Origin of the sequence: uncultured Thermus sp., assembly GCF_938010445.1 — a bacterium.
Classification (GTDB): domain Bacteria; phylum Deinococcota; class Deinococci; order Deinococcales; family Thermaceae; genus Thermus; species Thermus altitudinis.
In genome coordinates, this window is sequence record NZ_CALLUR010000052.1 from 1 (window position 1) to 25,071 (window position 25,071).

General features: G+C 65.6%; 26 protein-coding genes and 1 tRNA gene. 13 read left to right on the forward strand and 14 right to left on the reverse strand.

The window, feature by feature from the left end:
* Together Q0693_RS02805 and Q0693_RS02810 are read right to left on the reverse strand one after the other, a co-directional pair.
* Window positions 1–1,532, reverse strand: a 1,532-nt coding sequence (locus Q0693_RS02805) for an AMP-binding protein (protein ID WP_298629038.1), incomplete at its 3' end; no start/stop codon positions are given.
* The gene (locus tag Q0693_RS02810) at window positions 1,510–4,044 is read right to left on the reverse strand and encodes an AMP-binding protein (protein WP_298629040.1); all 2,535 of its coding nucleotides are present in this window, start codon (window positions 4,042–4,044) and stop codon (window positions 1,510–1,512) included. The genes Q0693_RS02810 and Q0693_RS02805, both read right to left, overlap by 23 nt.
* Window positions 4,045–4,172: 128 nt before the next feature.
* Here Q0693_RS02810 and acs point away from each other — a divergent pair, with 128 nt between their 5' ends.
* Window positions 4,173–6,119, forward strand: coding sequence for an acetate--CoA ligase (gene acs, locus Q0693_RS02815; RefSeq protein WP_298629042.1), 1,947 nt, complete (start codon window positions 4,173–4,175; stop codon window positions 6,117–6,119).
* Window positions 6,120–6,175: 56 nt separating this feature from the next.
* Here acs and Q0693_RS02820 read toward each other — a convergent pair whose 3' ends face one another.
* From Q0693_RS02820 to Q0693_RS02830, 3 genes are read right to left on the reverse strand one after another with little or no spacing between them, the layout of a single operon-like run.
* Window positions 6,176–6,562, reverse strand: a complete 387-nt coding sequence (locus Q0693_RS02820; protein WP_243030188.1) for a nuclear transport factor 2 family protein — start codon at window positions 6,560–6,562, stop codon at window positions 6,176–6,178.
* A 3-nt stretch (window positions 6,563–6,565) separates the two neighbouring features.
* Window positions 6,566–8,110 carry a methylmalonyl-CoA mutase family protein gene (locus tag Q0693_RS02825; RefSeq protein WP_243030189.1) on the reverse strand — a complete coding sequence of 515 codons (1,545 nt, stop codon included), beginning with the start codon at window positions 8,108–8,110 and terminating at the stop codon, window positions 6,566–6,568.
* Between the two features lie 9 nt (window positions 8,111–8,119).
* Window positions 8,120–8,257 carry a hypothetical protein gene (locus Q0693_RS02830; protein ID WP_243027138.1) on the reverse strand — a complete coding sequence of 46 codons (138 nt, stop codon included), beginning with the start codon at window positions 8,255–8,257 and terminating at the stop codon, window positions 8,120–8,122.
* Between the two features lie 104 nt (window positions 8,258–8,361).
* Here Q0693_RS02830 and Q0693_RS02835 point away from each other — a divergent pair, with 104 nt between their 5' ends.
* Genes Q0693_RS02835 through Q0693_RS02875 form a run of 9 tightly spaced genes read left to right on the forward strand, consistent with a single transcriptional unit; the run spans window position 8,362 to window position 14,984 of the window.
* The gene (locus Q0693_RS02835) at window positions 8,362–8,670 is read left to right on the forward strand and encodes a helix-turn-helix domain-containing protein (RefSeq protein WP_243027139.1); all 309 of its coding nucleotides are present in this window, start codon (window positions 8,362–8,364) and stop codon (window positions 8,668–8,670) included.
* Window positions 8,667–9,470: a septum site-determining protein MinD gene (minD, locus tag Q0693_RS02840; RefSeq protein ID WP_298629046.1), complete on the forward strand. Its 804-nt coding sequence runs from the start codon at window positions 8,667–8,669 to the stop codon at window positions 9,468–9,470. Before Q0693_RS02835 ends, minD begins: the two co-directional genes overlap by 4 nt.
* Window positions 9,470–9,688, forward strand: coding sequence for a cell division topological specificity factor MinE (gene minE, locus Q0693_RS02845; protein WP_298629048.1), 219 nt, complete (start codon window positions 9,470–9,472; stop codon window positions 9,686–9,688). Before minD ends, minE begins: the two co-directional genes overlap by 1 nt.
* A gap of 6 nt (window positions 9,689–9,694) precedes the next feature.
* Window positions 9,695–10,774, forward strand: coding sequence for a rod shape-determining protein RodA (gene rodA / locus Q0693_RS02850; protein ID WP_298629050.1), 1,080 nt, complete (start codon window positions 9,695–9,697; stop codon window positions 10,772–10,774).
* Window positions 10,775–10,813: 39 nt separating this feature from the next.
* On the forward strand, window positions 10,814–11,884 hold the full coding sequence (locus Q0693_RS02855) for an ABC transporter ATP-binding protein (protein ID WP_298629052.1): 1,071 nt from the start codon (window positions 10,814–10,816) through the stop codon (window positions 11,882–11,884).
* The gene (locus tag Q0693_RS02860; RefSeq protein ID WP_298629054.1) at window positions 11,877–12,737 is read left to right on the forward strand and encodes an ABC transporter permease; all 861 of its coding nucleotides are present in this window, start codon (window positions 11,877–11,879) and stop codon (window positions 12,735–12,737) included. The genes Q0693_RS02855 and Q0693_RS02860 overlap by 8 nt, the downstream gene beginning before the upstream one ends.
* Window positions 12,734–13,513 (forward strand): ABC transporter permease, encoded by a 780-nt coding sequence (locus Q0693_RS02865; protein ID WP_298629055.1) that lies wholly within the window; start codon window positions 12,734–12,736, stop codon window positions 13,511–13,513. The genes Q0693_RS02860 and Q0693_RS02865 overlap by 4 nt, the downstream gene beginning before the upstream one ends.
* Window positions 13,510–14,568: a spermidine/putrescine ABC transporter substrate-binding protein gene (locus tag Q0693_RS02870; protein ID WP_298629057.1), complete on the forward strand. Its 1,059-nt coding sequence runs from the start codon at window positions 13,510–13,512 to the stop codon at window positions 14,566–14,568. Before Q0693_RS02865 ends, Q0693_RS02870 begins: the two co-directional genes overlap by 4 nt.
* A 35-nt stretch (window positions 14,569–14,603) precedes the next feature.
* Complete coding sequence (locus tag Q0693_RS02875; RefSeq protein ID WP_243029299.1) at window positions 14,604–14,984, forward strand: cytochrome c; 381 nt, start codon at window positions 14,604–14,606, stop codon at window positions 14,982–14,984.
* On the opposite strand, the gene ilvD is transcribed toward Q0693_RS02875, so the two are convergent.
* Genes ilvD through leuC form a run of 8 tightly spaced genes read right to left on the reverse strand, consistent with a single transcriptional unit; the run spans window position 14,981 to window position 22,027 of the window.
* A complete protein-coding gene (gene ilvD / locus Q0693_RS02880; RefSeq protein ID WP_298629059.1) occupies window positions 14,981–16,648 on the reverse strand; it encodes a dihydroxy-acid dehydratase in 1,668 nt (555 codons plus the stop codon). The two genes, Q0693_RS02875 and ilvD, sit on opposite strands and share 4 nt — an antisense overlap.
* Window positions 16,645–17,379, reverse strand: a complete 735-nt coding sequence (locus tag Q0693_RS02885) for an SDR family NAD(P)-dependent oxidoreductase (protein ID WP_298629061.1) — start codon at window positions 17,377–17,379, stop codon at window positions 16,645–16,647. The genes ilvD and Q0693_RS02885 overlap by 4 nt, the downstream gene beginning before the upstream one ends.
* Window positions 17,376–17,909, reverse strand: coding sequence for a Uma2 family endonuclease (locus Q0693_RS02890; RefSeq protein ID WP_298629063.1), 534 nt, complete (start codon window positions 17,907–17,909; stop codon window positions 17,376–17,378). Before Q0693_RS02890 ends, Q0693_RS02885 begins: the two co-directional genes overlap by 4 nt.
* Window positions 17,906–18,439 (reverse strand): Uma2 family endonuclease, encoded by a 534-nt coding sequence (locus Q0693_RS02895; protein ID WP_298629065.1) that lies wholly within the window; start codon window positions 18,437–18,439, stop codon window positions 17,906–17,908. Before Q0693_RS02895 ends, Q0693_RS02890 begins: the two co-directional genes overlap by 4 nt.
* A complete protein-coding gene (locus Q0693_RS02900; protein WP_298629067.1) occupies window positions 18,436–18,966 on the reverse strand; it encodes a Uma2 family endonuclease in 531 nt (176 codons plus the stop codon). Before Q0693_RS02900 ends, Q0693_RS02895 begins: the two co-directional genes overlap by 4 nt.
* 5 nt (window positions 18,967–18,971) lie before the next feature.
* A complete protein-coding gene (gene leuB, locus Q0693_RS02905) occupies window positions 18,972–20,009 on the reverse strand; it encodes a 3-isopropylmalate dehydrogenase (protein ID WP_298629069.1) in 1,038 nt (345 codons plus the stop codon).
* Window positions 20,006–20,611 carry a 3-isopropylmalate dehydratase small subunit gene (leuD, locus tag Q0693_RS02910; protein ID WP_298629071.1) on the reverse strand — a complete coding sequence of 202 codons (606 nt, stop codon included), beginning with the start codon at window positions 20,609–20,611 and terminating at the stop codon, window positions 20,006–20,008. Before leuD ends, leuB begins: the two co-directional genes overlap by 4 nt.
* 3 nt (window positions 20,612–20,614) lie before the next feature.
* Complete coding sequence (gene leuC, locus Q0693_RS02915) at window positions 20,615–22,027, reverse strand: 3-isopropylmalate dehydratase large subunit (RefSeq protein WP_298629073.1); 1,413 nt, start codon at window positions 22,025–22,027, stop codon at window positions 20,615–20,617.
* 442 nt (window positions 22,028–22,469) lie between these two features.
* On the opposite strand from leuC, the gene Q0693_RS02920 reads away from it, so the two are divergent.
* The 3 genes from Q0693_RS02920 to Q0693_RS02930 all read left to right on the forward strand — a co-directional run bounded on the left by Q0693_RS02920 (window position 22,470) and on the right by Q0693_RS02930 (window position 24,318).
* A tRNA-Leu gene (locus Q0693_RS02920) sits at window positions 22,470–22,556 on the forward strand.
* A 41-nt stretch (window positions 22,557–22,597) separates the two neighbouring features.
* Complete coding sequence (gene trpS / locus Q0693_RS02925; protein ID WP_298629075.1) at window positions 22,598–23,611, forward strand: tryptophan--tRNA ligase; 1,014 nt, start codon at window positions 22,598–22,600, stop codon at window positions 23,609–23,611.
* On the forward strand, window positions 23,608–24,318 hold the full coding sequence (locus Q0693_RS02930; RefSeq protein WP_298629077.1) for a chromosome segregation protein ScpA: 711 nt from the start codon (window positions 23,608–23,610) through the stop codon (window positions 24,316–24,318). The genes trpS and Q0693_RS02930 overlap by 4 nt, the downstream gene beginning before the upstream one ends.
* Window positions 24,319–24,662: 344 nt before the next feature.
* Here Q0693_RS02930 and Q0693_RS02935 read toward each other — a convergent pair.
* On the reverse strand, window positions 24,663–25,071 hold a 409-nt coding region (locus tag Q0693_RS02935; protein ID WP_298629079.1), incomplete at its 5' end, for a glycosyltransferase.

The window sequence follows — 25,071 nt, forward strand, 5'->3', positions numbered from 1 at the left end:
GCCCGGCCCAGGACGCTGAAGTACCCCTCCTCATCCTTGCTGGCCACGTCCCCGGCCACGTACACGTTCCCCGGCACCTCGCGCCAGTACTGGAGGTAGCGGTCGTGGTGGCCCCAGACGGTGCGCATCATGTGGGGGAAGGGGCGCTTCAACACCAGAAGCCCCCCTTGCCCCGGGGGAACGGGTTTCCCCTCCTCGTCCACCACCTCCGCCTCCACCCCCGGCAAGGCCACCCCGGCGAAGCCCGGCTTGGCGGGGAGGACCAGGGGGGTGCCCAAGGTGGGCCCACCCAGCTCCGTCTGCCACCAGTTGTCGGCCACGAAGCCCCGCCTTCCCTCGTCCGCCAGATGCCGGTAAGCCCAGCGCAGGGCCTCGGGGTTTAGGGGCTCCCCGGCCACGGCGATGAGGCGCAAGGAGGAGAGGTCGTACTTTCCTGGCCATTCGGGGCCGAACTTCATGAAGAGCCTTACCGCGGTGGGGGCGGTGAACATCACGTTCACCCGATAGCGCTCCACCACCTGCCAGAAGGCCCCGGGGTCGGGATAGTCGGGGGCGCCTTCCCGGAGGACGCTGGTGATGCCTTCCAAAAGGGGGGCGTAGACGATGTAGGAATGCCCCACGATCCAGCCGATATCGCTGGTGGCCCAGAAGATATCCTGGTCCTTGACGTCAAAGAAGGTGCGCAGGTGGTAGGTGGTGCCCACCATGTACCCCCCGTGCACGTGCACCACCCCTTTGGGTTTGCCGGTGGAGCCTGAGGTGTAGAGGATGAAAAGGGGGTGCTCGGCGTCCACCATCTCCGCCTGGGCCTCGGGGGGGTTTCCCCAAAGGAGTTCCTGGAAGTCGTGGTGCCCCTCCGGTAGCTCGGCCTTGAAAGCCCTCTGGAACCAGACCACCTTCAGCGGCAGGTCCTTGATGGCCTCCTCCACGATGGAGCGGAGGTCCACCCCCTTGCCTCGGCGGAAGCTCACATCCCCGGCGATGAGGAGTTTGGCGCCGGCGTCCAGGATGCGCTCCCTTAAGGCGCTCACCCCAAGCCCGGCGTAGACCACGCTGTGGATGGCCCCCAAATAGGCGGTGGCCAGCATGGCCACGATGCCCTCCAGGGTCAGGGGCATGTAGATCACCACCCGGTCGCCCTTCTCCACCCCCAGGCGTTTTAGCCCCGTGGCCAGCCGGCGCACCCGGTCCAGGAGTTCCCCGTAGGTGAGCTTTTCCTCCCGGCCGTCCTCGGCCAGGTAAAGGAGGGCCACCTTGTTCCTGAGGCCCCTTTCCACGTTGCGTTCCAAAGCGTTGTAGACCACGTTCGTGGTGCCTCCCAAAAACCAGCGGTGCTCGGGGGGGTTCCATTCCAGGACCTTTTGGAAGGGTGTTTCCCAGTGGAACCGCTTGGCCCATCCTCCCCAGAAACCCTCGGGGTCCTCGAGGCTACGCCGGTACTCTTCAAAAAAGTTCTGGAGATTCGCCTTCCGGCGCACCTCCTCCGGGGCCCAAAGCCGCTCTTCTGCCTTAAGAAGCTTTTGTACCGCCATACTCCTCCTCCAAAACCGATACATCCCCAGGTTCTAACCCCAGGAGCTCCGCCTTTAGGAGGCGCCTCAGGATCTTCCCGCTTCGGGTGCGGGGCAACCGCTCCGCGAAAAGGATCCGGGGTGGGGGCACGGGGCCCAGGTGCCTTAGGAGGTGGGCCTTGAGCTTTTCCGCCAAGAGGGCCTTAAGTTCCTCCGGCACCTCCTTCCTGGGTACCACGAAGACCACGATCTCCTCCCCCTCTTCCCCGGGTATGCCGATGGCGGCGGCCTCCGCCACCTGGGGGTGGGTGAGGGCGGCCGCCTCCACCTCCGCGGTGCCCAGCCTGGCCTCCCCCGCCTTGATGACCTCCTCCGAACGGCCCAGGATGCGGAAGTAGCCTTCCTCGTCCCAGGTGGCCAGGTCCCCGGTCCAAAAGAGTTCCCCTTTCCATGGGCTTTCCCCTCCCAGGAGGTCCACCATGTGGGCTGGGCCAGTGCGGAGAAGGACCAGGTGCCCCTTGGCCCCAGGGGGCAGAACCCGGCCTTCGCCATCCACCACCCGGGCCTCCACTCCCGGAAGGGGCACCCCCACAAAGCCCGGCTTGGCGGGAAGGGTTATGGGCGTGGCCAAAGCCGGGGCTCCCAGTTCCGTCTGCCACCAGTTGTCCAGGGGCCAGGCCAGGTTCTCCCGGGTCCAGCGCCACACCTCCGGGGCCAGGGCTTCCCCCACGCTGCCCACCAGGCGCAAGGAGGTGGGCCGGGCCTCCCCGTGGCGGCGCAGGGTGCGGAGCACCGTGGGGGAGGTGAGGAGCACGTCCACCCCTAGGCGCTTTAGCCGCTCGTAAAAGGCGGCGGGGCTGGGGTGGTCGGGCCGGTCCTCCACCAGGAGGCTGGTGCCCCCTAGGAAAAGGGGCGCGTAGAGGCCGAAGGAATGCCCCACCACCCAGAAGAGGTCAGCGGTGGTATGGAAGACCTCCCCTGGCTTCAGGTCAAAGAGGTAGCGCAGGGCCCATCCCACGCCCACCATGTACCCCCCGTGGCCGTGGACCACGCCCTTGGGCTTTCCGGTGGAACCTGAGGTGTAGAGGATGAAAAGGGGGTGCTGGGCAGGGACGGCTACGGCCTCCACGGGTTTTCCCTCCGCGGCCCGTTCCAAAAACTCCGTGGTGCCCCGGGTATGCCAGAGCACCGGCAGCTCCAGGCCGGAAAGGGCGGCTTCCACCACCGGCCTCAAGGGGATGAGCTGGCCCCGGCGGAAGTAGCCGTCGGCGGCGACAAGCATCCGGGCCTGGCTTTGCAAAAGCCGCTCCCTAAGGGCCTCTGGGCCCAGGCCTACAGGCAGGGCCACGTGGATGGCCCCTATCCGGGCCAGGGCAAGAAGGCTTAGGGCCGCTTCCGCGCCGGTGGGCAGGTAGAGGGCCACCCGGTCACCCCGCCTCACGCCCCGGGCCTGGAAGACCCCGGCTAGGCGGCGGGAAAGGTCTAAGAGCTCCCGGTAGGTCCACTTGGCCAACTGCCCTTCCCCGTTCAGGGTGAGGAGGGCCACCTGCTGGGCCTTGGCGGGCAGGTGCCGGTCCAAGGCGTTGAGGGCGGCGTTGGTGTGCCCGCCCAGAAACCAGCGCCGGCTTTCCGGATCCCAGGCCTTTTCCCAGGGGGTTTCCCAGACAAACTCCCGGGCGAAGCCCCCGAAGAAGGCCTCGGGGTCCTCGAGGCCCGCCCGGTAAGCGGCGGCATAGTCCCGCAGGTTGGCCTCTTCCTTAAGGGGGCGTGGGGGCTCCACCACCTCCAGGTGCGGACCGGGCTCCAGGGCGGGCGGAGCCAGGCTCGGAGGCTCGGGGGGGCGCAGGTGGGCGGAAACCTGGGCCACCTCGGAAAGGGCGCGGGCCAGGCGGCCGAAGGCAAAGGGAAAACGCCTGGCGGGCACCACCACCCCCAGGGCCCCTAGAAGCCCGCCCTCGGGTCCAAAAAGGGGAGCGGCCAGGGCGGAAAGCCCTAGGGCGTACTCCTCCATTTCCGCTGCCAGCCCCGATTCCCGGATGCGGGCGAGTTCCGCCTCGAGGGCCAAGGGGTCGGTCAGGGTGTAGGGGGTTCGGGGATGGAGTGGCGGTAAGGGCAAGGCCCCGTAGGCCAAGAGGACCTTGCCCAAGGCCAGGGCATGGACCTCCTCCGGCAAGGTGTCCCCCAGGGGGTGGGGTTGCCCCTGCCGTCCCCGGGTTTTGAGCCGCACCCCCTCTGGGGTCAGGAGGGCCAGGTAGCACCGTTCCCGGGTGCGGAGGTAGAGTTCCTCCAAGGCTTCCTCCAGGGGCGTGGTCTCCAACCGCAAGGGCTTGGCCTGGCCCAGTCGGTACCCCCGTTCCGTCTTTACCGCAAACCCCTCCTCCTCGAGGCTGTTGAGAAGGGCATAGGCCGTGGAGAGGCTTTTGCCCAGGAGGCGGGCCACCTCCTTCACCTCCACCCCTTCCGGGTGCTCGGCCAGGTAGGCCAGGATGCGCAAGGCCGCTTGGACCGTGGAGAGGCTTCTCTTCCTGGCCATTTACGCTTATGTTGGGCAAACCGAGACCCGCCTGTCAAGAAAAGGGGGGTTTGGCAAATGGTGAAAAACCCCCCTTTTCTTGACCCCGCCCTGGGGCCAGCCTATCCTTAAAGGCCAAGGGAGGGTATATGGACCGGATAGAGGGCGTTCTCAAGGAGGAGCGGGTCTTTTACCCCAGCGAGGCCTTCCGGCAACAGGCCCACATAAGGAGCGAGGAGGAGTACGAGCGCCTGTATGAGGAGAGCCTAAAGGATCCCGAGGGCTTCTGGGGACGGGTGGCCTCCGAGCTCCACTGGTTTGAACCCTGGCAGAAGGTCTTGGAGGGGGACCTGCCCCATGCCAAGTGGTTCGTGGGTGGCAAGACCAACCTTTCCTATAACGCCCTGGACCGCCATGTAAAGACCTGGCGTCGCAACAAGGCGGCCCTCATCTGGGAAGGGGAGCCGGGGGAGGAGAGGGTTTTGACCTACCACGACCTCTGGCGGGAGGTGCAGAAGTTCGCCAACGTCCTGAAGCGCCTGGGGGTGAAGAAGGGGGATAGGGTCACCATCTACCTGCCCATGATCCCCGAGGCGGCCATCGCCATGCTGGCCTGCACCCGCATCGGGGCGGTGCACTCCGTGGTCTTTGGCGGCTTCTCCAGCGGGGCCTTGGCCGACCGCATCAAGGATGCCGAGGCCAAGGTGCTCATCACCGCCGATGGCGGTTACCGCCGAGGCCAGATCGTGCCCCTCAAGGGGAACGCCGATGAGGCCTTAAGGGAGGTCTCCAGCGTGGAGCACGTGGTGGTGGTGCGCCGCACCGGGGAGGAGGTGCCCTGGACCCCAGGCCGGGACCACTGGTGGCACGAGCTCATGGAGGCGGCCTCCGACCGGGCCGAGGCCGAGCCCATGGAGGCCGAGGAGCCCCTTTTCATCCTCTACACCTCGGGTTCCACGGGCAAGCCCAAGGGGGTCCTCCACACCCTGGGCGGCTACATGACCTACGTCTACCTCACCACCAAGCTGGTCTTTGACCTGAAGGACGAGGACGTGTACTGGTGCACCGCCGATGTGGGCTGGATCACCGGTCACTCCTACGTGGTCTACGGGCCCCTTTTGAACGGAGCCACCACGCTGATGTACGAGGGAGCCCCCAACTGGCCCGAGCCCGACCGCTTCTGGCAGATCGTGGACAAGTACGGGGTGAACATCCTCTATACCGCCCCCACCGCCATCCGGGCCTTCATGAAGTGGGGGGAGGGTTGGCCCCTTAGGCACCGGCTGGACTCCCTGCGCCTTTTGGGCACCGTGGGGGAGCCCATCAACCCCGAGGCCTGGCTCTGGTACTACCAGGTGATTGGCAAGGGGCGCTGCCCCATCGTGGACACCTGGTGGCAGACGGAAACCGGGGGCATCATGATCACCACCCTGCCCGGGGCGCACCCCATGAAGCCCGGGCATGCGGGTAAGCCCTTCTTTGGCATAAAACCAGAGATCTTGGATTCGGAGCACAAGCCCGTGGAGAATCCGGACGAGGGCGGGCATCTGTGCATCACCCGTCCCTGGCCCAGCATGCTGCGCACCGTCTGGGGGGACCCGGAGCGCTTCCGGCAACAGTACTTCAGCCAGCACCCCGGCAACTACTTCACCGGGGATGGGGCTAGGCGGGATAAGGACGGGTACTACCTTATCCTGGGCCGGGTGGATGACGTCCTGAACGTGGCCGGGCACCGCCTGGGCACCATGGAGATCGAGTCCGCCCTGGTCTCCCACCCCGCGGTGGCCGAGGCGGCGGTGGTGGGCCGGCCCGACCCCTTGAAGGGGGAGGCCATTGTGGCCTTCGTGACCCTGAAGGAGGGGCACGCTCCTTCCGAGGCCTTACGGGACGAGCTGAAGGCCCATGTGGCCAAGGTGATCGGGCCCATTGCCCGCCCCGACGAGGTGCGCTTCACCGAGGCCCTGCCCAAGACCCGCTCCGGCAAGATCATGCGCCGCCTCCTAAGGCAGATCGCTGCTGGGGAGAAGGAGATCAAGGGGGATACCTCCACCCTCGAGGACCGCTCCGTGGTGGAGCGCCTCAAGGAAGGGGCCTAGCCTCCCCCCTGTCCCAGGGCCGGGTATACCCGGCCCTGGGGGCTCAGGTGGGGACGCTACTGGGCCGGGCTCTTGTGCACGTGCACCACCTTCCAGCCCTCGGGGAAGCGCACGGCCACCCGGCTTTCGTTCACCGCCCGGTGCCTTAGGCCTCCTTCCTCCTCCACGGTAAGCAGCAGGGTGTAGCTGAAGATGGCCACGTCCCCGTAGCGCTGCAGGCGCCTTTCCAAAAGGTCCAGGCGGTAGGGCTTGCCTCCCGTAGCCCAGCGGCGCTCGGTCATGTAAAGGTGGAAGGGAAGCCCGTCCAACCGGTGCGGGGTCACGAACCACTCGTATAGGGAAAGCTCCTCATGGGTAGTGGCCCGGTAGCCTTCGGGGTCCCCTTGGTAGATGCTCTCAAGATGCCTCTCCAGAAACTTCCAAAGTTCCGCCTCGCCCTCCACGGTTCACCTCCCCGGCTGGTACTCCCCCCACTCCTCCCTGAGCACCCCGCAGACCTCCCCCAGGGTGGCCCGGCGGCGGAAGGCCTCCAGCACGTGGGGGAATAGGTTCTCGCTTCCTTTTGCCGCACGGCGCAGGTTTTCCAGGCCGATCCGCACGCTTTCCCCGTCCCGCTCGGCCTTGAATGCGGCCAGTTCCCGTTTGCGCCTCTCGTGGAGCGCGGGGTCTATGCGCTGCACGGGGGTCGGCTCGTTGAGGGGGCTATGGGGATCGGCGAAGCGGTTTACCCCCACGATGATGCGCCGGCCCTCCTCCACTTCCCTTTGGAACTGCCAGGCGGACTCCTCTATGGCCCGCTGGAAGTACCCGGCCTCCACCGCCGCCACCGCACCCCCTAGGGCGTCGATCTCCCGGATGAGCCTTTCCGCTTCGGTTTCCAGGTGGTCCGTGAGGTGCTCCACGTAGAAGCTTCCCCCCAAGGGGTCTATGGCCCGGGTGACCCCGCTCTCGTAGGCCAGGATCTGCTGGGTGCGCAAGGCCAAAAGGGCGCTTTTCTCCGTGGGGAGGCCCAGGGCCTCGTCGTAGGCGTTGGTGTGCAGGCTCTGGGTGCCCCCCAAGACCGCGGCCAGGGCCTGGTAGGCGGTGCGCACCACGTTGTTTAGGGGCTCTTGGGCGGTAAGGGTGGAGCCCCCGGTCTGGGTGTGGAAGCGGAGGGCCCAGCTTCTCGGGTCCTTGGCCCCAAACTCCTCCCGCATGATGCGGGCCCAAAGCCTCCTGGCGGCCCGGAACTTGGCGGCCTCCTCAAAGATGTCCCCGTGGGCGGCGAAAAAGAAGGAGAGCCTGGGGGCGAACTGGTCCACCTCAAGCCCCCGCTCCAAGGCGGCCCGCACGTAGGCCTTGCCGTCGGCCAGGGTGAAGGCGATCTCCTGGGCGGCAGTGGCGCCCGCCTCGCGGATGTGGTAGCCGGAGATGGAAATGGTGTTGAAGCGGGGGACCTGCCTTGCGCAAAACTCAAAGATATCCGTTACCAGGCGCATGGAAGGCCCCGGGGGGTAGATGTAGGTGCCCCGGGCGAAGTACTCCTTGAGGATGTCGTTTTGCACGGTGCCGGAGACCTTTTCCCAGGGGACCCCTTGTTCCTCCGCCACCAAGAGGTAAAGGGCCAGGAGCATCATGGCGGGGGCGTTGATGGTCATGCTGGTGGAAACCTGGTCCAGGGGGATGCCCGCAAAGAGCTTTTTCATGTCTTCCAGGGTGGCGATGGACACCCCTACCCGCCCCACCTCCCCCACGCTCATGGGGTGGTCGGGGTCTAGGCCCAGCTGGGTGGGCAGGTCAAAGGCCACGCTTAGGCCTGTCTGGCCCTGGGAAAGTAGGTATCGGTAGCGGGCATTGGACTCCTCGGCGGTGGAGAAGCCCGCATACTGGCGCATGGTCCAAAGCCTGTCCAGGTACATCCGCGGGTAGATGCCCCGGGTGTAGGGATACTCCCCGGGGCGGCCCAGCTTTTCCCGGTAACCCTCCGGCAGGGACTCAAAGAGGCCTTCCATGCCCTAGTTTTACAGGAAAATCCGCACCAGGAAAAGGAAGAGAAAAAGGGCACCCAGGATCAGGAGAAGGGGCGGCAGGAGCAGGCTATACGTGGCCAGCACCAGGGCCAGGAAGTCCTTCCAGTCGGGTTTCGTTTCCCCTCTCATCCCCCTTTTAGCCTACACCTTGGGGGTCCAAGGGCCCAGGGATGGGGGTGGGGGCCAAGGCTTTACCTGTGGATAGCTATGCCTTCTTTTGCTAGCATTGGGCCATGGCCCTCTCCAAGAACACCCGGAAGGTGCTTAAGGTGCTGGCCCGGCGCGGAGCCCCCGAGGTGCTTTTGGCCCTAAGCCGCGGTACCTCCCGCTTTTCCGATCTGGGCACCCACCTGGGCCTTTCCCCCCGCACCCTGGCGGAGCGGCTTCGGGAGCTCCACCTCCTGGGGTTCGTCCAGCGGCAGGCCTACGCGGAGGTCCCGCCCCGGGTAGAATATGTCCTGACCCCGCGGGGTAAGCGGGTTTTGGAATTTTTGGACGCATTGGACGAGATATTGGAGGCCGTGCAGGAGGGCAAAAGGTGAAAGCGAAAGCCATTGTGGTGACTTCGGGCAAGGGTGGCGTGGGGAAGACCACCACCACCGCCAACCTGGGGGCGGCCTTGGCCAAACTGGGGGAGAAGGTGGCGGTGGTGGATGTGGACGTGGGCCTCAGGAACCTGGATGTGGTCATGGGCCTCGAGGGCCGGGTGGTCTTTGACCTCATTGACGTTCTGGAGGGACGGGCCAAGGTGCGCCAGGCCCTGATCCGGGACAAGCGCATAGAAAACCTCTTCCTCCTCCCCGCCTCCCAGACCAAGGACAAGGAGGCCCTGGACCCCGGCCGTTTCAAGGAGCTCGTCCAATACCTCCTCCAAGAGGAGGGCTTTGACCGCGTGCTCATCGATTCCCCCGCCGGCATTGAGAAGGGCTTCCAGACCGCCGCCACCCCGGCGGAAGGGGCTTTGGTGGTGGTGAACCCCGAGGTCAGCAGCGTGCGTGACGCCGACCGCATCATCGGCCTCCTGGAGGCCCGGGAGATCCGGGAAAACTTCCTGGTCATCAACCGCCTGCGGCCGAAGATGGTGGCCCGGGGGGATATGCTTTCCGTGGAGGACGTGGTGGAGATCCTGGGCCTTAAGCCCATCGGCATCATCCCCGAGGACGAGCAGGTCCTCGTCTCCACCAACCAGGGGGAACCCTTGGTCCTCAAGGGGACAAGCCCCGCCGCCCAGGCCTTCATGGACACCGCCCGCCGCATCCGGGGAGAGGAGGTTCCCTTCCGCAGCCTGGAGGATAGCCAGGGGCTGTTGTCGGTGATCCGGCGGCTCTTCGGAGGTCGCTGATGTGGTGGCGCAGGCGGAGCAAGGATAAGGCCAAGGAGCGGCTCAAGCTGGTCCTGGCCTACGACCGGGCCAAGCTTTCCCCGGGCCTGGTGGAGAACCTGAAGCGGGACCTTTTGGAGGTGTTGCGCCGTTACTTCCCCGCCCAAGAGGAAGTGAACGTGGCCCTGGAGGAGCGGGGGGAGAAGATGGTCCTGATCGCCGATATTCCCCTCCGGTAAAGGCCCATGGTGCTCCGGCGCCCAAACCTTCTGGCCTACGACTGGGGCCTGATTCTCCTTGCCGTAACCATCGCGGTTTTGGGGCTTTTCAACCTGCGAAGCGCCGCCCCTGACCCTAGCCTCTTAAGCCGCCAGCTTGGGGCCTTCGGCCTGGGTCTTTTGCTGGCGGTGGGGGTGCAGTTCCTCTCCCGCCGCACCGTCTTCGCCCTGGCCTACCCCCTTTATGCCCTTTCCCTCTTCCTCCTGGTGGCCGTACTGGCCTTCGGTCGGGAGATCAACGGGGCCAAGGCCTGGTTCGTGCTGGGGCCTTTGCAGTTCCAGCCCCTGGAGCTGGCCAAGCTGGGCCTCATCCTGGCCTTGGCCCGGCTTTTGGAGTCGCGGGAGGTGCGCCGGGTGTGGGACTACTTCCTGCCGGGCCTGTTGACGGCTCCCGTGCTGGCCCTCCTCCTCCTGCAGCCGGACCTGGGGGGTAGCCTGGTGGTCCTTTTTGGCGCCTTCACCGTGCTCTTCGTGCGGGGGTTGCCCTGGAAGCACATCTTGGTGGGCTTTCTCGCCCTGGTTCTCCTGGTGCCCACCGTGGTCTGGCCGAACCTCAAGCCCTACCAGCGGGAGCGGGTCCTCATCGTTTTGGATCCCTACCGGGACCCGCTGGGCCAGGGCTTCCAGGTGATCCAGTCCACCATCGCCATCGGCTCGGGAGGGCTTTTCGGCAAGGGGTATGGCCAGGGCACCCAGACCCAGCTGGGCTTTGTCCCCTTTCGCCACACGGACTTCGTCTTCGCCGTGTGGGCCGAGGAGTGGGGGTTTGTGGGGGTGGCGGCCTTATTGGCCCTTTATGGGCTTCTTCTCCTGCGAATCCTGGGTGTGGCCCTGGAGTGCCCCCGCCTATCCGACCGCCTTTTTGTCGCCGGGGTGGGGGGGATGCTGGGCTTCCAGGTCCTGGTGAACCTGGGGGTGGCCTTGGGGGTGATGCCGGTAACGGGCCTTACCCTGCCCCTTTTCTCCTACGGAGGATCCAGCCTTATGGCCACCCTTCTCTCCTTGGGCCTGGTGCTCCTCGTGCACCGGGACCGGGCAACCCCATGAGGGTTGTGCCCCAGGCCCCGGCACCCTAAACTAGGCCCCGTGGCCGGGGAAGCGCTGGTCCGCCTTGTGGGGGTAAGCAAGCGTTTTGGCGAGGTGGTGGCCTTGGATGGCGTGGACCTCGAGGTGCAAAAGGGCGAGTTCTTTAGCCTCCTGGGGCCCTCGGGTTGCGGGAAGACCACCCTGTTGCGGCTTTTGGCCGGGTTTGATACCCCGGATGCCGGCCGCATAGAGATCGCAGGCCGGGACGTCTCCCGGGTTCCCCCCTACGACCGGCCCGTGAACACCGTCTTCCAGAACTACGCCCTCTTCCCCCACATGACCGTGGAGGGCAACGTGGCCTTCGGCCTGCGCATGAAGGGGCTTTCCCCGGGGGAGGTCCGCAAGAAGGTGGCCTGGGCCTTGGAGCTGGTGGACCTTGTGGGCCTGGAAAGGCGCTACCCAAGGGAGTTATCCGGGGGACAGAGGCAACGGGTGGCCCTGGCCCGGGCCCTGGTGCTGGAACCCCAGGTGCTCCTTCTGGACGAACCCCTTTCCGCCTTGGACCTAAAGCTCCGCCAGGAGCTCCGGGTGGAGCTCATGCAGCTTCAGCGAAGGCTTGGCACCACCTTCATCTTCGTCACCCACGATCAGGAAGAGGCGTTGGTCATGTCCGACCGCATTGCGGTGATGCGCTCGGGAAGGATTGAGCAGGTGGGCTTGCCCGACGAGGTCTACGAAAGGCCCAAGAACCGCTTCGTGGCGGATTTCCTGGGCCGCTCCAACCTCCTCCCCGCCAGGCCCCACCCCCTGGGGGCGGAAACCCCCCTGGGTCCCTTGCGCCTAAAGGAGCCCCTGGTGCGGGAGGCCCTCTTGGTGATCCGGCCCGAGAAGATCCGCCTTTACCCCCTGGGGAACGGAGCCCCAGCCCGGGACAACCTGGTGCGGGCCAAAGTGGAGGAGATCGTCTACACGGGGGCGGAAAACCAGTACTACCTGCGCTCAGGGGAGGTAAGGCTTCTAGCCTACACCCTAAACCAGGACCTACAGGAGCCAGGGGCGGAGGAGTTTTCCTATGGGGAGGAGGTTCTTTGCTACCTCCCCCCGGAGAACCTGGTGGTGCTCCATGAATGAGGCGGCTACCCCCTGGCGGCGGCTTTTCCGGGTCCTGGTGACGGTGGGCCCTGGGGGGCTTTGGCTACTGGTCTTTGTCCTCATCCCCACCCTTTTGGTGCTCGTGGCCTCCTTCCTCACCCGCGGGCCTTATGGGGAACTCGGCGGGCCCTGGGGCCTCCACAACTACGCCAAGCTCCTTCAGCCCGCCTACTTGGAAGCCTTTGCCCAAAGCCTTTTGGTGGGCGTTCTGGCCACCCTCCTTTCGGCCCTCATGGGCTATCCCCTGGCCTTCTACATCGCCCGCCATCCCCGGCGGGACCTCCTCCTTTTCCTGCTACTTTTGCCCTTTTTGACCAACTTCTTGATCCGGGTGTATGCCTGGCTGGTCCTCTTGCAGCGGGAAGGCCTGGTGAACGCCCTTTTGGGGGCCTTCGGCCTGGGGCCTTTTACCTTCTACCCCTCCTTTTTTGCGGTTCTCCTGGCCACGGTCTACACCTTTTTGCCCTTTTTCGTCCTGCCGGTCTACGCCAGCGTGGAACGCTTGGACTGGCAGCTTCTGGAGGCGGCCTACGACCTGGGGGCCAAGCCTTTTAGGGCCTTCCTGCACGCGGTCCTGCCCCAGACCTACCCTGGGCTTTTTGCGGGTAGCGTGCTGGTTTTTATCCCCGCCATGGGCACCTTCGTGGTGGCGGACCTCTTGGGGGCAGGTAGGGTGGTCTTGATCGGCAACCTCATCCAGCAACAGTTCGGCCTTACCCGGGACTGGGCCTTTGGGGCGGCCCTTAGCGTCTTCCTTATGGGATTCGTGCTCCTGGCCCTTTACCTCTATGCCCGGCTTCAAGGGGAAAGGGGGTTGGACGAGTTGGTATGAAAAGACTCCTTTCCCTTCACGCCCTCTTGGTCTACCTTTTCCTCTATCTGCCCATCCTGGTGATCGTAGCCCTTTCCTTTAATGAAAGCCGCCGGGGGGTGCGCTTCACCGGCTTCACCCTGGATTGGTACCGGGCCCTTTTCCAGGACCCCAGGGTCCTGGAATACTTCCTGAACACCCTCACGGTGGCCTTGGTGTCCACCCTGGTGGCCACCCTTTTGGGCACGCTTTTGGCGGTGGGGCTTGTGCGCTACCGCTTTCCCGGTAAGGGGTTTTTGCGCTACCTCCTCTATATCCCCGTGGTGGTGCCCGACGTGGTCATGGGGGTCTCCCTCCTCCTCCTCTTCGCCCTGGCCCGGGAGGTTTTGGGCTTTCCCCGGCTTTCCCTGCTTACGGTGATCCTGGGCCACATCACCTTCCAGGTGGCCTTCGTGACCCTGGTGGTGCGCTCCAGGCTCCTTCTCCTGGACCCAGCCCTGGAGGAGGCGGCCCGCGACCTAGGGGCCCGGGGGTGGCAGACCTTTTGGTACGTAACCCTGCCCCTGGCCTGGCCGGGGGTGGCGGCGGGGGCCCTTCTGGCCCTCACCCTGTCCCTGGACGACTTCGTGGTCACCTTCTTCACCGCTGGGCCCGGGGCCACCACCCTGCCCCTGTACATCTATTCCAGCGTCAAGCTGGGGGTAAGCCCCAAGGTCCACGCCTTATCCACCCTGATCATTGGCCTTGGCGCCTTCTTCCTGGCCTTGGGGTATGCTTTAGGCCGGAGGAGGGTATGAAGCGTTGGGGCATCCTTTTGCTGGCGCTCCTTTTGCTGGGTTTGGGCGTCTATGTCCTCAGGCCGAGGCCGGCTCCCGGGGCGGGGGAGACCCTGTACTTCCTAAACTGGGCCGACTACATCCCGGAGGACCTCCTTAAGAAGTTCGCGGCGGAAACCGGGGCCAAGGTGGTCCTGGACACCTTTGAGTCCCCCGAGGCCATGCTGGCCAAGCTGAAGGCGGGGGCGGACCGCGAGTTCTCCTTGGTGGTGGCCCCCGACTACTACGTGCTCCAGATGGCCCGGGAGGGCCTCCTCGCCCCCCTGGAGAAGGAACGGTTGAAGAACCTGGCCAACCTGGACCCCTTTTTCCTGGACCCGCCCTACGACCCTGGCCTGCGGTACTCCGTGCCCTACCTCTGGGGCACCACGGGCCTGGCCTACCGGGAGGATTTGGTAAAGGGCCCTGTGGATTCCTATGCCGTGCTCTTTGACCCGGCCAGGCAGGTGGGGCCCTTCCTCCTCCTGGACGAGATGCGGGAGACCATCGGGGCGGCCTTGAAGTACTTGGGTTACTCGGTGAACACCACGGACCCGAAAGCCCTGGAGAAGGCCCAGGGGCTTCTCCTCGAGGCCAAGCGCCGCTCCGTGGGCTTCGCTGGAGGGGTGGAGGCCTTAAACCGCATCCTGGGCGGGGATGCGGCGGTGGCCCTCGCCTATTCCGGGGATGTCCTCCAGGCCAGGCAGGAGGACGAAAGGCTCCGCTACGCCATCCCCAAGGAGGGGGGCACCCTCTGGACCGACGCCCTGGTGGTCCTGAAGCGGGGCCCGGCCCAGGACTTGGCCTACCGCTTCATAGACTTTCTCTTGGAGCCTCAAAACGCCGCTTCCCTGGCCCAGTACACCCACTATGCCACCCCGGTGGCCAAGGCCCTACCCTTTCTTCCCGAGGAGATGCGCCAGGACCCCACGGTTTTCCCTCCGGAGGAGGTGCGGGAAAAGCTGGAGTACCTTAAGGACCTAGGGCCGGATATCGCCCTTTACGACCGGGTCTGGACCGAGGTGAAGGCCCGCTAAAGACGGCCCGTCTTCCCGTGGGCTATACTGCCCTCATGAGGAAACTTCTCCTTCTTCTCCTTTTGGGCCCAGGCCTGGCCTGGGCCCAAGGGGCGGAAGGGCTATGGGCCAAAACCTGCGCCGTCTGCCACGGGGACAAGGCCCAAGGGGTAAAGCCTTACCCCGGCCTCCAGGGGGCAGCCCCCTTCTTCGCCACCCCGGAGGGTAGGCGCTACCTGGTCCTGGTGGTCCTCTACGGCAGGAAGGGGGAGGTAGGGCTCATGCCTGGCTTCGCCCAGCTCAAGGATGAGGAGCTGGCCGCCCTTTTGAACCACCTAAGGGCCCTTCTCCAGGCCAAGGGGGAGGCCTTTACGGTGGAGGAGATCCGCCGGGAGCGGGGCCTAAACCTCACTCCCGACAAGGTGAAGCGCCCTTAAAGGGGGTCTTCCAGGACCGCTCCCTCATCCGCCTGCCGCACCAGGGCGGCATAGCGGGCGAAAACCCCGTGGGTGAAGGCGGGAGGCCGGGGTTGCCAGCGCTCCTGGCGTTTCCCTAGCTCCTCCTCGGGAAGGAGGACCTCCAGAAGCCGCCTTTCCACGTCAATGCGTACCCTATCCCCCTCCTGCAACAGGGCGATGGGGCCTCCCACAAAGGCCTCGGGGGCCACGTGGCCGATCATGAGCCCCCTTGTGCCCCCGGAGAAGCGGCCATCGGTGAGGAGGGCCACCTCAGGGCCCAGGCCTTCCCCCACCAAGGCGCTGGTGACGGAGAGCATCTCCGGCATGCCGGGAGCCCCCTTGGGCCCCACGTAACGGATCACCACCACGTCCCCGGGGCGGATCTCCTTGCCCAGGACCTTTTCCATGGCGGCCTCCTCGGAGTCAAAGACCCGGGCCGGCCCCTCAAAGTAGGTGCGCTCGGTGCCGGCCAGCTTCAAAACCGCACCCCTGGGTGCCAGGTTGCCCCTTAGCACCACCAGGCCCCCTTGGGGCTTCAAGGCCTTTTCCACGGGGAAGACCACCCGCTGCCCCTCCGCCTCCCGGTAGGCCCGCTCCACCTCCTCGGCCAGGGTGTTGCCGGTGAGGGTCCTTTCGTCCCCATAGAGAAGCCCCGCCTCCAGGAGCCTCTTGAAGACCAAGGCGGTGCCCCCAGCCTCGTAGAGCTCCCAGGCGGTGTAGGTGCCCCAGGGGAGGAGGTCGGCGATCACCGGGGTCTTGCGGGAAACCTGGTCAAAGTCGTCCAAGGAAAGCTCCACCCCCGCCTCCTTGGCGATGGCCAGCAGGTGGAGCACGGCGTTGGTGCTTCCTCCCGTGGCGGCCACGGCGGCGATGGCGTTGAGGAAGCTCCTCCTGGTGAGGAAGTCTTTGGGCTTCCAGTCCCGCTCTAGGGCCTGGGCCAGGATGCGGCCCGCTTCCCGGGTGGCCCTGGGCTTTTCCGGGTGCACGGCGGGGATAGCGTTGTAGCCCACGGGGGAGAGGCCCAGGGCCTCGAGGGCCATGGCCATGGTGTTGGCGGTGTACTGGCCCCCGCAGGCCCCGGGGCCAGGGATGGCCCGGCGCTCAATCTCCAAAAGTTCCTCGTCGGTGATCCTTCCCGCAGCCCTTTGCCCCACCGCCTCAAACACGGAAACGATGGTGAGCTTCCTCCCCTGCCACTCCCCGGGGGCGATGGTGCCCCCGTAGAGGACCATGCCCGGAACCCCGCTGCGGATCACCCCCATGGCCCCCCCGGGGATGGTCTTGTCGCAGGCGGAGAGGACCACCATGCCGTCATAGAGGTAGCCCTGGGCCACCAGCTCCACGCTGTCGGCGATCACCTCGCGGCTCACCAGGCTGGCCCGCATCCCGGGAGTGCCCATGCTGATGCCATCGGAGATGGCGGGGGCCCCGAACTCAAAGGGGAAGACCCCGGCCTCCCGAAGCCCGGCCTTAAGGTCCAAGGCCAGCTGGCGAAGGTGGTAGTTGCAGGGCATGCCGTCGGTGAAGGTGTTCACCACCCCCACGAAGGGCCTAGCAAAGTCCTCGTCCCCCACGCCCACCGCCCGGAGCATGGAACGGGCGGGGGCTTGCTGCAAGCCTTTCTTGATGCGGTCCGATTTCATGTGTCCCTCCAGGAAACGATCCTTCCATGGTACTGCCGCGGCCTTTGGAGAAGGCGCACCAGGGCCTCTGCCGCCCTTTCTGGGGTGAGGAGGAGGCCTTCCTCCTTGTACCCGCGGAAAACCTGGTGCAGCACCGGGGCGGCGCTTCCCTGGGCCTCGCGGGCCTGGCGTTGCATATCCGTCTCCACCACCCCGGGCCGGTAGACGAAGCAGGTGATCTCGGGCACCTCCGCAGCCAGCTGCTTGGCCAGGTGCTCCTCGGCGGCCTTGGCCACGGCATAGGCCCCGATGCCGGGGAGGTTAGACTCCGCCGCCCCCGAGCCCACGTAGACCACCACCCCCTCTCCCCGTGGCCGCAGAAGGGGGTAGGCAAAGCGGGCCAGCTGGTACCCGGCGATGAGGTTGGCCTCGAGGACCTCCAAGAAGAGGGGCTCGGCCAGCTCATAGACCAAGGGCCCCGGGTGAAGGACGCCGGCGTTATGGATGTAGCCGTAAAACCCCCCCAGGGCCTCGGCCTTCCGCACCAGTTCTTGGGCCACCTTGGCCTGGCCGGCGCTTCCCGCCACCGCCTCTGCCCTTACCCCTAGGGCCCGCACCTCCTCGGCCACCTGCCTCAAGGGGCCTTCCGAGCGGGCGTTCAACACCAGGTCATAGCCGGATCGGGCCAGCTCCAAGGCCAAGGCCCGGCCGATTCCGCGGCTGGCCCCGGTGAGGATCAGGGTCCTCCTCATAGGAGTTCCTCCGCGGGGATCCCCACCCCCATGAAGGCCAGGGTCTCGCCCGGCCCCAGGGCCCTCACCTCCTTGTAGCCTCCTTCTCCCGGCTCCCTATGCACCAAGACCCTTCCTCCTACCAGGTCCACCACCCAGGCCTCAGGGATGCCGGCTTTGGCGTAGAGGGGGACCTTTACCCCTAGGTCATAGGGCAGGGAGGTCTCCGCCACCTCCACCACCAGAAAGGCCTCGTGCCCTTGGGGCAGATGGTCCTCGTAAAAGTCAGCCCGGGGGCGGAGGAGGGCGAGGTCGGGATGGAGCTCCGAATCCCCTACCCCTAAGGGGCTTTGCACAAAGAGGATGGCCTTATGGGGCACAAGGGGGCTGAAGAGGGCGGTAAGCCTAGCCACCTTGGCGGCGTGGCGTTTCCCAATGGGGCTCATCTCCAAAAGCTCTCCTTCCACCAGTTCCAGCCTAAGGTCCTCGGGGAAGACTCCGGCCTCCACCATGCGGTGGAACTCCTCCAGGGAGATCCGGTGGCGGGTCATGGCAGCACCTCCCTCACGGGGACCTTGAGCCCCAGGATTTCCAGCTCGCCTCCTTCTAAGGTGTGCCGTTCCTGATACCCCCCTCCACGGGGGTCGCGGAACACGTGTACCCTACGGTGCGCTAGGTCCACCACCCAGACCTCGGGCACCCCCGCCTGGGCGTAGAGGGGGGTTTTCACGTTCAGGTCGTAATCCAAGGAGGCCTCGGCCACCTCCACCAGCAAAAGGACCTCCTGGCCCAGGGGGTGCCGGTGGGGACTATCCCCTTGCGGGGGGAGAAGGACCAGGTCTGGGTAGAGCTCGGATCCGCCCACCACCAAGGGGTTTTGCACGGAAAGAAGGGCTTTGCCCAACTGGACCAAAGGGGCCAGCAAGGCGGTGAGCCGCCGCACCACGAAGGCGTGCTTAGGGCCAATGGGGCTCATCTCCACCAGTTCTCCTTCCACCAGTTCCAGCCTGAGGTCCTCGGGGAAGACTCCGGCCTCCACCATGCGGTGGAACTCCTCCAGGGAGATCCGGTGGCGGGTCACGGTAGGACCTCCTTTACCGGGATCTTGAGCCCCAGGATTTCCAGCTCGCCCTCGGCCAGGATGTTCTCCCCATAGGTGCTTTCCCCTGGCTTGCGGAAGACCTGTACCTGATGGCCTAGCAGGTCCACCAGCCAGACTTCGGGGATTCCCGCCTGGGCGTAGAGGGGAACCTTTACCCCCAAGTCGTACTCACGCGAGGCCTCCGCCACCTCCACCACCAAGAGGGCATCCTGGGCCTCGGGCAGGCGATCCCGGTAGCGGCTCCTTGGGGGCCTGAGGAGGGTTAGGTCGGGGTAGACTTCGGTGGCGGGGCCCAGCACCAGGGGGTTTTGCACGGAAAGGACCGCCTTGCCCACAAGGGGGGAGAGGAGGTCCACCAGGGCGTTTAGGGCATAGACGTGCCTTTTGCCTATGGGGCTCATGTTCACGACTTCCCCCTCCACCAGCTCCACCCGGGCGTCCTCGGGGAGGATGCCGGCCTCCGCCATGCGGTGGAAGTCCTCGGCGCTGAAACGGTAGCGGAGCATTTCCCCTATTTTAGCCGGCGGAGCACCTCCTGGGTGAAGGCTTCCGTGCCCGCCTGGCCCCCCAGGTCCGGAGGGGGCGCCTCGAGGAGCGCCCTCGCCACGGCCCCTTCCACCTGACGGGCCAGCTCCACCAGGCCGAAGGCGTGCTCCAGCATCATGGCCGCGGAGAGGATGGCGGCGGTGGGGTTGGCGATCCCCTTGCCGGCGATGTCGGGGGCGGAGCCATGCACCGGCTCAAACACCGGGGTGCCCCGGCCCAAGGAGGCGGAAGGCAGAAGCCCCAAGGAGCCAGGGAGCACCGAGGCCAGGTCGGAGAGGATATCCCCGAAGATGTTCCCCGTCACCACCACGTCAAAGCGGGCCGGGTTTTTCACCAGGTGCATGGCCATGGCGTCCACGTACTGGTGTTCCAGGGAAACCTCCGGGTAGGCCTGGTGGACCTCCTCCACCGTCTTGCGCCAGAACTCCCCCACCTCCAGCACGTTGGCCTTGTCCACGCTGGTCACGTGCCTCCTTCGCTTCTGGGCCGCGGCAAAGGCCACCTGGGCCACCCGTTCCACCTCGGGCTTGCTGTAGCGCTCGGTGTTCCAGGCCTCGGCCTCCGACATCCCCCGGGGCTCCCCGAAGTAGATCCCTCCGGTGAGCTCCCGCACGATGAGCACGTCCACCCCGCGGGCGATCTCCTCCTTGAGGGGCGAAAGCCGCTCCAGCCCGGGGAAAACCTTGGCGGGGCGCAGGTTGGCGAAAAGGTCCTGGCTTTTCCTGAGGGCCAGAAGCCCCGTCTCGGGGCGGATCCTGCGGGGAAGGTTGTCCCATTTAGGTCCCCCCACGCTTCCCAAAAGCACCGCCTGGGCCGCCTCCACCCCCCTTTGCGTGGCCTCGGGGAAGGGCTCGCCCAGCTGGTCTATGGCGGCCCCCCCAAAGGGGTAAACCTGGTAGGTGAGGCCCAGCCCATGGGCCTCGTCCAGGGCCTTAAGGACCTTTAGGGCGGCCTCGGTCACCTCGGGGCCGATGCCATCCCCCGGCAAAACCGCAATCCTCACTCCGACCTCCTGGGGTAGGGAAGGCGGCGGTCAAACTGGTCCAGAAGTTCCCCGGCTTGCAGGAGCTCTCCGATGGGGTCCCAGAGGCCTTCCACCAAGGCCTCCCGGGCCTCCTCGAGGATGAAGAGGGGAGCGGTGCGCCCGCCGAAGCGCACCTCCTTGCTGACCAGGTCCACCTCCACCTCCAGGGCCGGGTCCTCCTCCACCGCCTGGAAGAGGACCGCCAGGTCCTCAGGGGCCAAGGTCACGCAGGGGAGACCAATGGCCGTGGCGTTGCCAAAGAAGATTTCCGCAAAGCTTTCCCCGATGATGGCCCTAAACCCCGCCCGCTTGATGGCCTGGGGAGCGTGCTCCCGGCTACTTCCGGAGCCGAAGCCCGCCTCCACCAAGAGGATGCTGGCCCCTTGGTAGCGGGGGTCGTTGAGGGGATGGGGCTTAGGGTTCCCCTTCTCGTCAAAACGCTCATCGTAGAAGAGGTACTTCCCCAGCCCCTCAAAGGTGAGCACCTTCATGAAGCGGGCGGGGATGATGCGGTCCGTGTCAATGTCCTCGCCCCTAAGGGGCACCGCCCGGCCGCGGATCACCGTGAACTTCTCCAGCATGGCCTACCTCCCAATCCCAAAGACTTCCCGGGCGTCGGCGATCTCTCCCGTCACCGCCGCCGCCGCCACCATCAGGGGGCTCATGAGCACCGTGCGCCCCTTTGGGCTTCCCATCCTTCCCTTGTAGTTGCGGTTGGAGGAGCTGGCCGCCAGCTCGTCCCCTTGCAGGCGGTCCGGGTTCATGGCCAAGCACATGGAGCACCCTGGGTTGCGCCACTCAAACCCCGCCTCCCGGAAGACCTCGGCGATGCCCTCCTCCTCCGCCCTTTTGGCCACCCACTCCGAGCCCGGCACCACCAGGGCCCGCACCCCCTTCTTCACCTTGTGGCCCTTCAGGTGGCGGGCCACCTCGCGGAGGTCGGAAAGCCTGGCGTTGGTGCAGCTGCCGATGAAGGCCACCTGGATGGGCACCCCTTTGATGGGCTGCCCCGGCCTAAGGCCCATGTAGGCCAAGGCCTCCTCGGCCAAGGGCCGCTCCTCGGGGGAAAGCTCCTCCAGAAGGGGAATGCGGCCATCAATGGGTACGGCCTGCCCTGGGTTGATGCCCCAGGTCACCGTGGGGGGGATCTCCTCCGCCCGGAAGGTGACCACGTCATCATAGGTGGCATCGGGGTCGGAGGCCATGGCCCGCCAGCGCCTTTTGGCCTCCTCCCACTCCGCGCCCTTGGGGCTATAGGGGCGGCCCTCGAGGTAGGCGAAAGTGGTCTCGTCGGGGTTCACGTAGCCGATGCGGGCCCCACCTTCAATGGACATGTTGCAAAGGGTCATGCGGCTTTCCATGTCCATGGCCTCCACCGTGCTTCCCCCATACTCGTAGGCGTAGCCCAGTCCCCCCTTTACCCCCAGGTGGCGGATGATGTGCAGGATCACGTCCTTGGCGTAGACCCCGGGGGCAAGCTTCCCTTCTATGTTGATACGCCGTACCTTCAGCTTCCTTGCCGCCAGGGTCTGGGTGGCCAGGACGTCCCGCACCTGGCTGGTGCCGATGCCAAAGGCCACGGCCCCGAAGGCCCCGTGGGTGGAGGTGTGGGAGTCCCCGCAGGCGATGGTCATCCCCGGCTGGGTGAGGCCCAGCTGGGGGCCGATCACGTGCACGATGCCCTGGTTCCCGCTTCCCAGGTCAAAGAAGGTGATTCCGTGCTCCTTTGTGTTCTCCCTAAGGGCCTCCAGCATGCTCTGGGCCAAGGGGTCCTGGAAGGGCTCGGTGCGGTCGTGGGTGGGGACGATGTGGTCCACGGTGGCGAAGGTGCGGTGGGGGTAGCGTACCCTAAGGCCCAGGTCCCTAAGCATCCCGAAGGCCTGGGGGCTGGTCACCTCGTGGAGGAGGTGGAGGTCTATGAAAAGCTGGCTCTGTCCGCTTTTCAGCTTACGCACCTCGTGGGCTTCCCAAACCTTCTCGTAAAGCGTTTTCCCCATGCTCCCTCCCTTATGAAAACCCCCCGGGTCCTTGGGCCCGGGGGAAGGCAACAGGGCTTCCCTAAACCGGGCCCGCCCGGCCTAGGTCTAGCAGGAAGCCCCGCCGCATTGCCCTATAGCCTACGCCCCTTGGGCCCAGGGGTCAAGGCCTGGGCTAGCCTAGAGTGAAGATGACCACGGAGCGCCCCTACGGGCGGGAAGGGACTGTGGAAGGGGCGATGGCCACCCTCCCGGGGTCAGCCCCGATGGGGCTATCTTGACGGGTTCGCGCCCGGGAAACCCGCATGGACCGCCTGTGCCAGGGAATCAGTGCTGAACTTTTGGCCTTGCGCCAGGAGCTTAAGGCAGGCATCAACACCGCCTCATGCTCCCTGGCGGTGGTCCCCTTTTGCCCTAGGGCTTGACGGGGATAGGGCCCTTCCGTACAATAACCCTTGCGTCTGCCGGGGTGGCGGAATTGGTAGACGCGCACGATTCAGGGTCGTGTGTCCTCACGGACGTGCGGGTTCAAGTCCCGCCCCCGGCACCAAAAGGCCCCGCTCAGGCGGGGTTTTTGCTATTCTTAAGGCCATGACGCGGGTTCTTTCCGGCATCCAGCCCTCGGGGGAGATCCACATCGGCAACTACCTGGGGGCCATCAAGCAGTGGGTGGAGCTGGGGGAAAGGCTAGGGCGGGAGGCCTTCTTCTGCATCGTGGACTACCACGCCCTCACGAATCCCCTGGCCTACGACCCCAGCACCCTGGCCCGGCGCACCTTTGAAGCGGCCCTGGTGAACATGGCCGCCGGCCTCAACCCGGAGAAGGTCACCCTCTTTGTCCAGTCCCACGTGCCCGAGCACACGGAGCTCTCCTGGGTCTTCACCACCATCACCCCCTTGGGGGACCTCACCCGCATGACCCAGTTCAAGGACAAGGCCGCCAAGCAGGAGGCGGTGTGGAGCGGGCTTCTCATGTACCCCGTGCTCCAGGCGGCGGATATCCTCATCTACAAGGCGGATACCGTCCCGGTGGGGGAGGACCAGGTGCAGCACATTGAGCTCACCCGGGAGATCGCCCGCCGCTTCAACGCCCTTTTTGGGGAGACCTTCCCCGAGCCAGAGGCCCTCCTCAACCCCGAGGCCCCCCGGGTGCCGGGCATTGACGGCAAGGCCAAGATGAGCAAATCCTTGGGAAACACCATCGGCCTTCTGGAGGACGAGGGGAGCATCTGGGAGAAGATCCGCCACCTTCCCGATGACCCCCAGCGCATCCGCCTTTCCGACCCCGGGGACCCGGGGCGGACCGTGGTCTTCACCTACCTTTCCTACTTCGCCCCCAAGGAGCTGGTGGAGGCCTTAAAGGAGGAGTACCGGAAAGCGGGGATCGGCACCCTGACGGTGAAGAAGATCCTCTTTGAGGAGATGATGAAGGTCCTCAGGCCCATCCGGGAGCGGGCCGAGGCCCTCAAGAAGGACCCCGACTACGTGATGGACGCCCTCTTGGATGGGGCCAAGCGGGCCCGGGCCGTGGCCCAGGCCACCATGGAGGAGGTGCGGGAAAAGGTGGGCCTCCTCCTTCCCGCCAAGCGCCCGGTGTACCGGTGATCCGGCTGGAGTTCCCCGGTTTTTCCGGCACCCCTTGGGAGCTCCGGGAGGCCCTCAGGCGGGGCCGCCTTTCCCCAAGGGCCATACCCCTTCTCCTGGTGGTGGAGCAGGCCTTGGCCCAGGTGCCGGAGGACCTGAGGCCCAGGAGCGAGCTCCTTCCCCTCCTGGCTGAGCTTTTGCTGCTGAAGCTCTCCCCACAAAAGGCCCTGGTCCCCAAGGAGGAAGGGGAGGAAGCCCCCTTGGTGCAGGTGCTTTTGGACCTTTCCGAGACCGTGGCCTTTTTGCAGAAACGGCTTGAGAAGCGCTCCCGGCTCATCCCCGTCTCCCCGCCCCCCCTTCCCAAGCCCGCCCTCCGCCTTCCCCCAAGGGCCTTGGTCGAGGCGGCAAGGCCCTATCGAAGGGCTGTCCTGGCCCTGGGCCAGGAGCCCTTTGGCCTCATGGAGGCCTGGGCCCGGATCCAGGCCTTCCTGCGGGGGCGCCTTCCCTTCCACCGGTTTCCCCTAAGGACTTGGGGGGAGCGGGCCATGGGCTTCGCCGCCCTCTTGGAGGCCTTTCGCTTGGGGCGGGTGCGCCTGGAGCAGGAGGAGAACTTTGGCCCTCTTTGGGTGGAAAGGGTGTTTGGGGACCAGGAGGAAGGGTTGGTGTCTAGTCCGTTGCCAAAGTCGTATGGCCAGGGGAACCTCCCTCCAGCGGGGCCCTGGTCCTAGGCGATTGAAGGGTACCCTGGATCAAGCTGCCTGGCTCCCTGGCTGCATCTAGCCTCAGAGGAGACTCCGGCTGAGCGGCGCAAGCCTTTGGAAGGCGTGCCTTAGGGCAATGTGCCAGTTGGTCCTCACTTCTCCTTTAAAAGGGAGGCCGCAAAGCCTTGTTTGGTGGCGGAGGTCCCCGTGCCGTTCCTTTGGAAGCTTTGCCCCAAACATGCCTTGCAGCCAGGGCTGTGGCCCTTTGGGAAAGGGAAGGCGCCCAAGGTCGCGTGATCGGCAACTATATATAGCTGACACGTGGGAGTAGACCTTTGGGGTTCTGGCTGATAAACAGAGCTCGGCAAGGGTTAAAGGATAGTTTGGTAGAGTGCTAGGGTTTTCTCCACCATTCTTTCCGATGACCATTCCTGATTCCAAGTAGGCGGTTGAGTATGGGCGAGCAAGGCCTTTTCCAGAGCAGCAGCAAGTGCGTCGGGATGCGCCTTTTCTGCCACGAGGGCCCCGTGCTCTCTCAGCCACTCCCCTAGCCCCGGGGTAGGGGCGGAGACGATAGGTATGGAAAGGGCGAAGGCCTCGAGGACCACATAGGGAAATCCCTCATAGCGGCTGGTCATGAGGAGAACATCGAAGGCCGGAAGGACCTCCCTAGCCTCCCTAGCGCCCAAGAGGAGGACCCGTTCCCCGATTCCCCAATCCCTTACCTCCCTCTCCACCTCTGCCCTTAAGGGACCGTCCCCCACCATGACTAACTTCAGC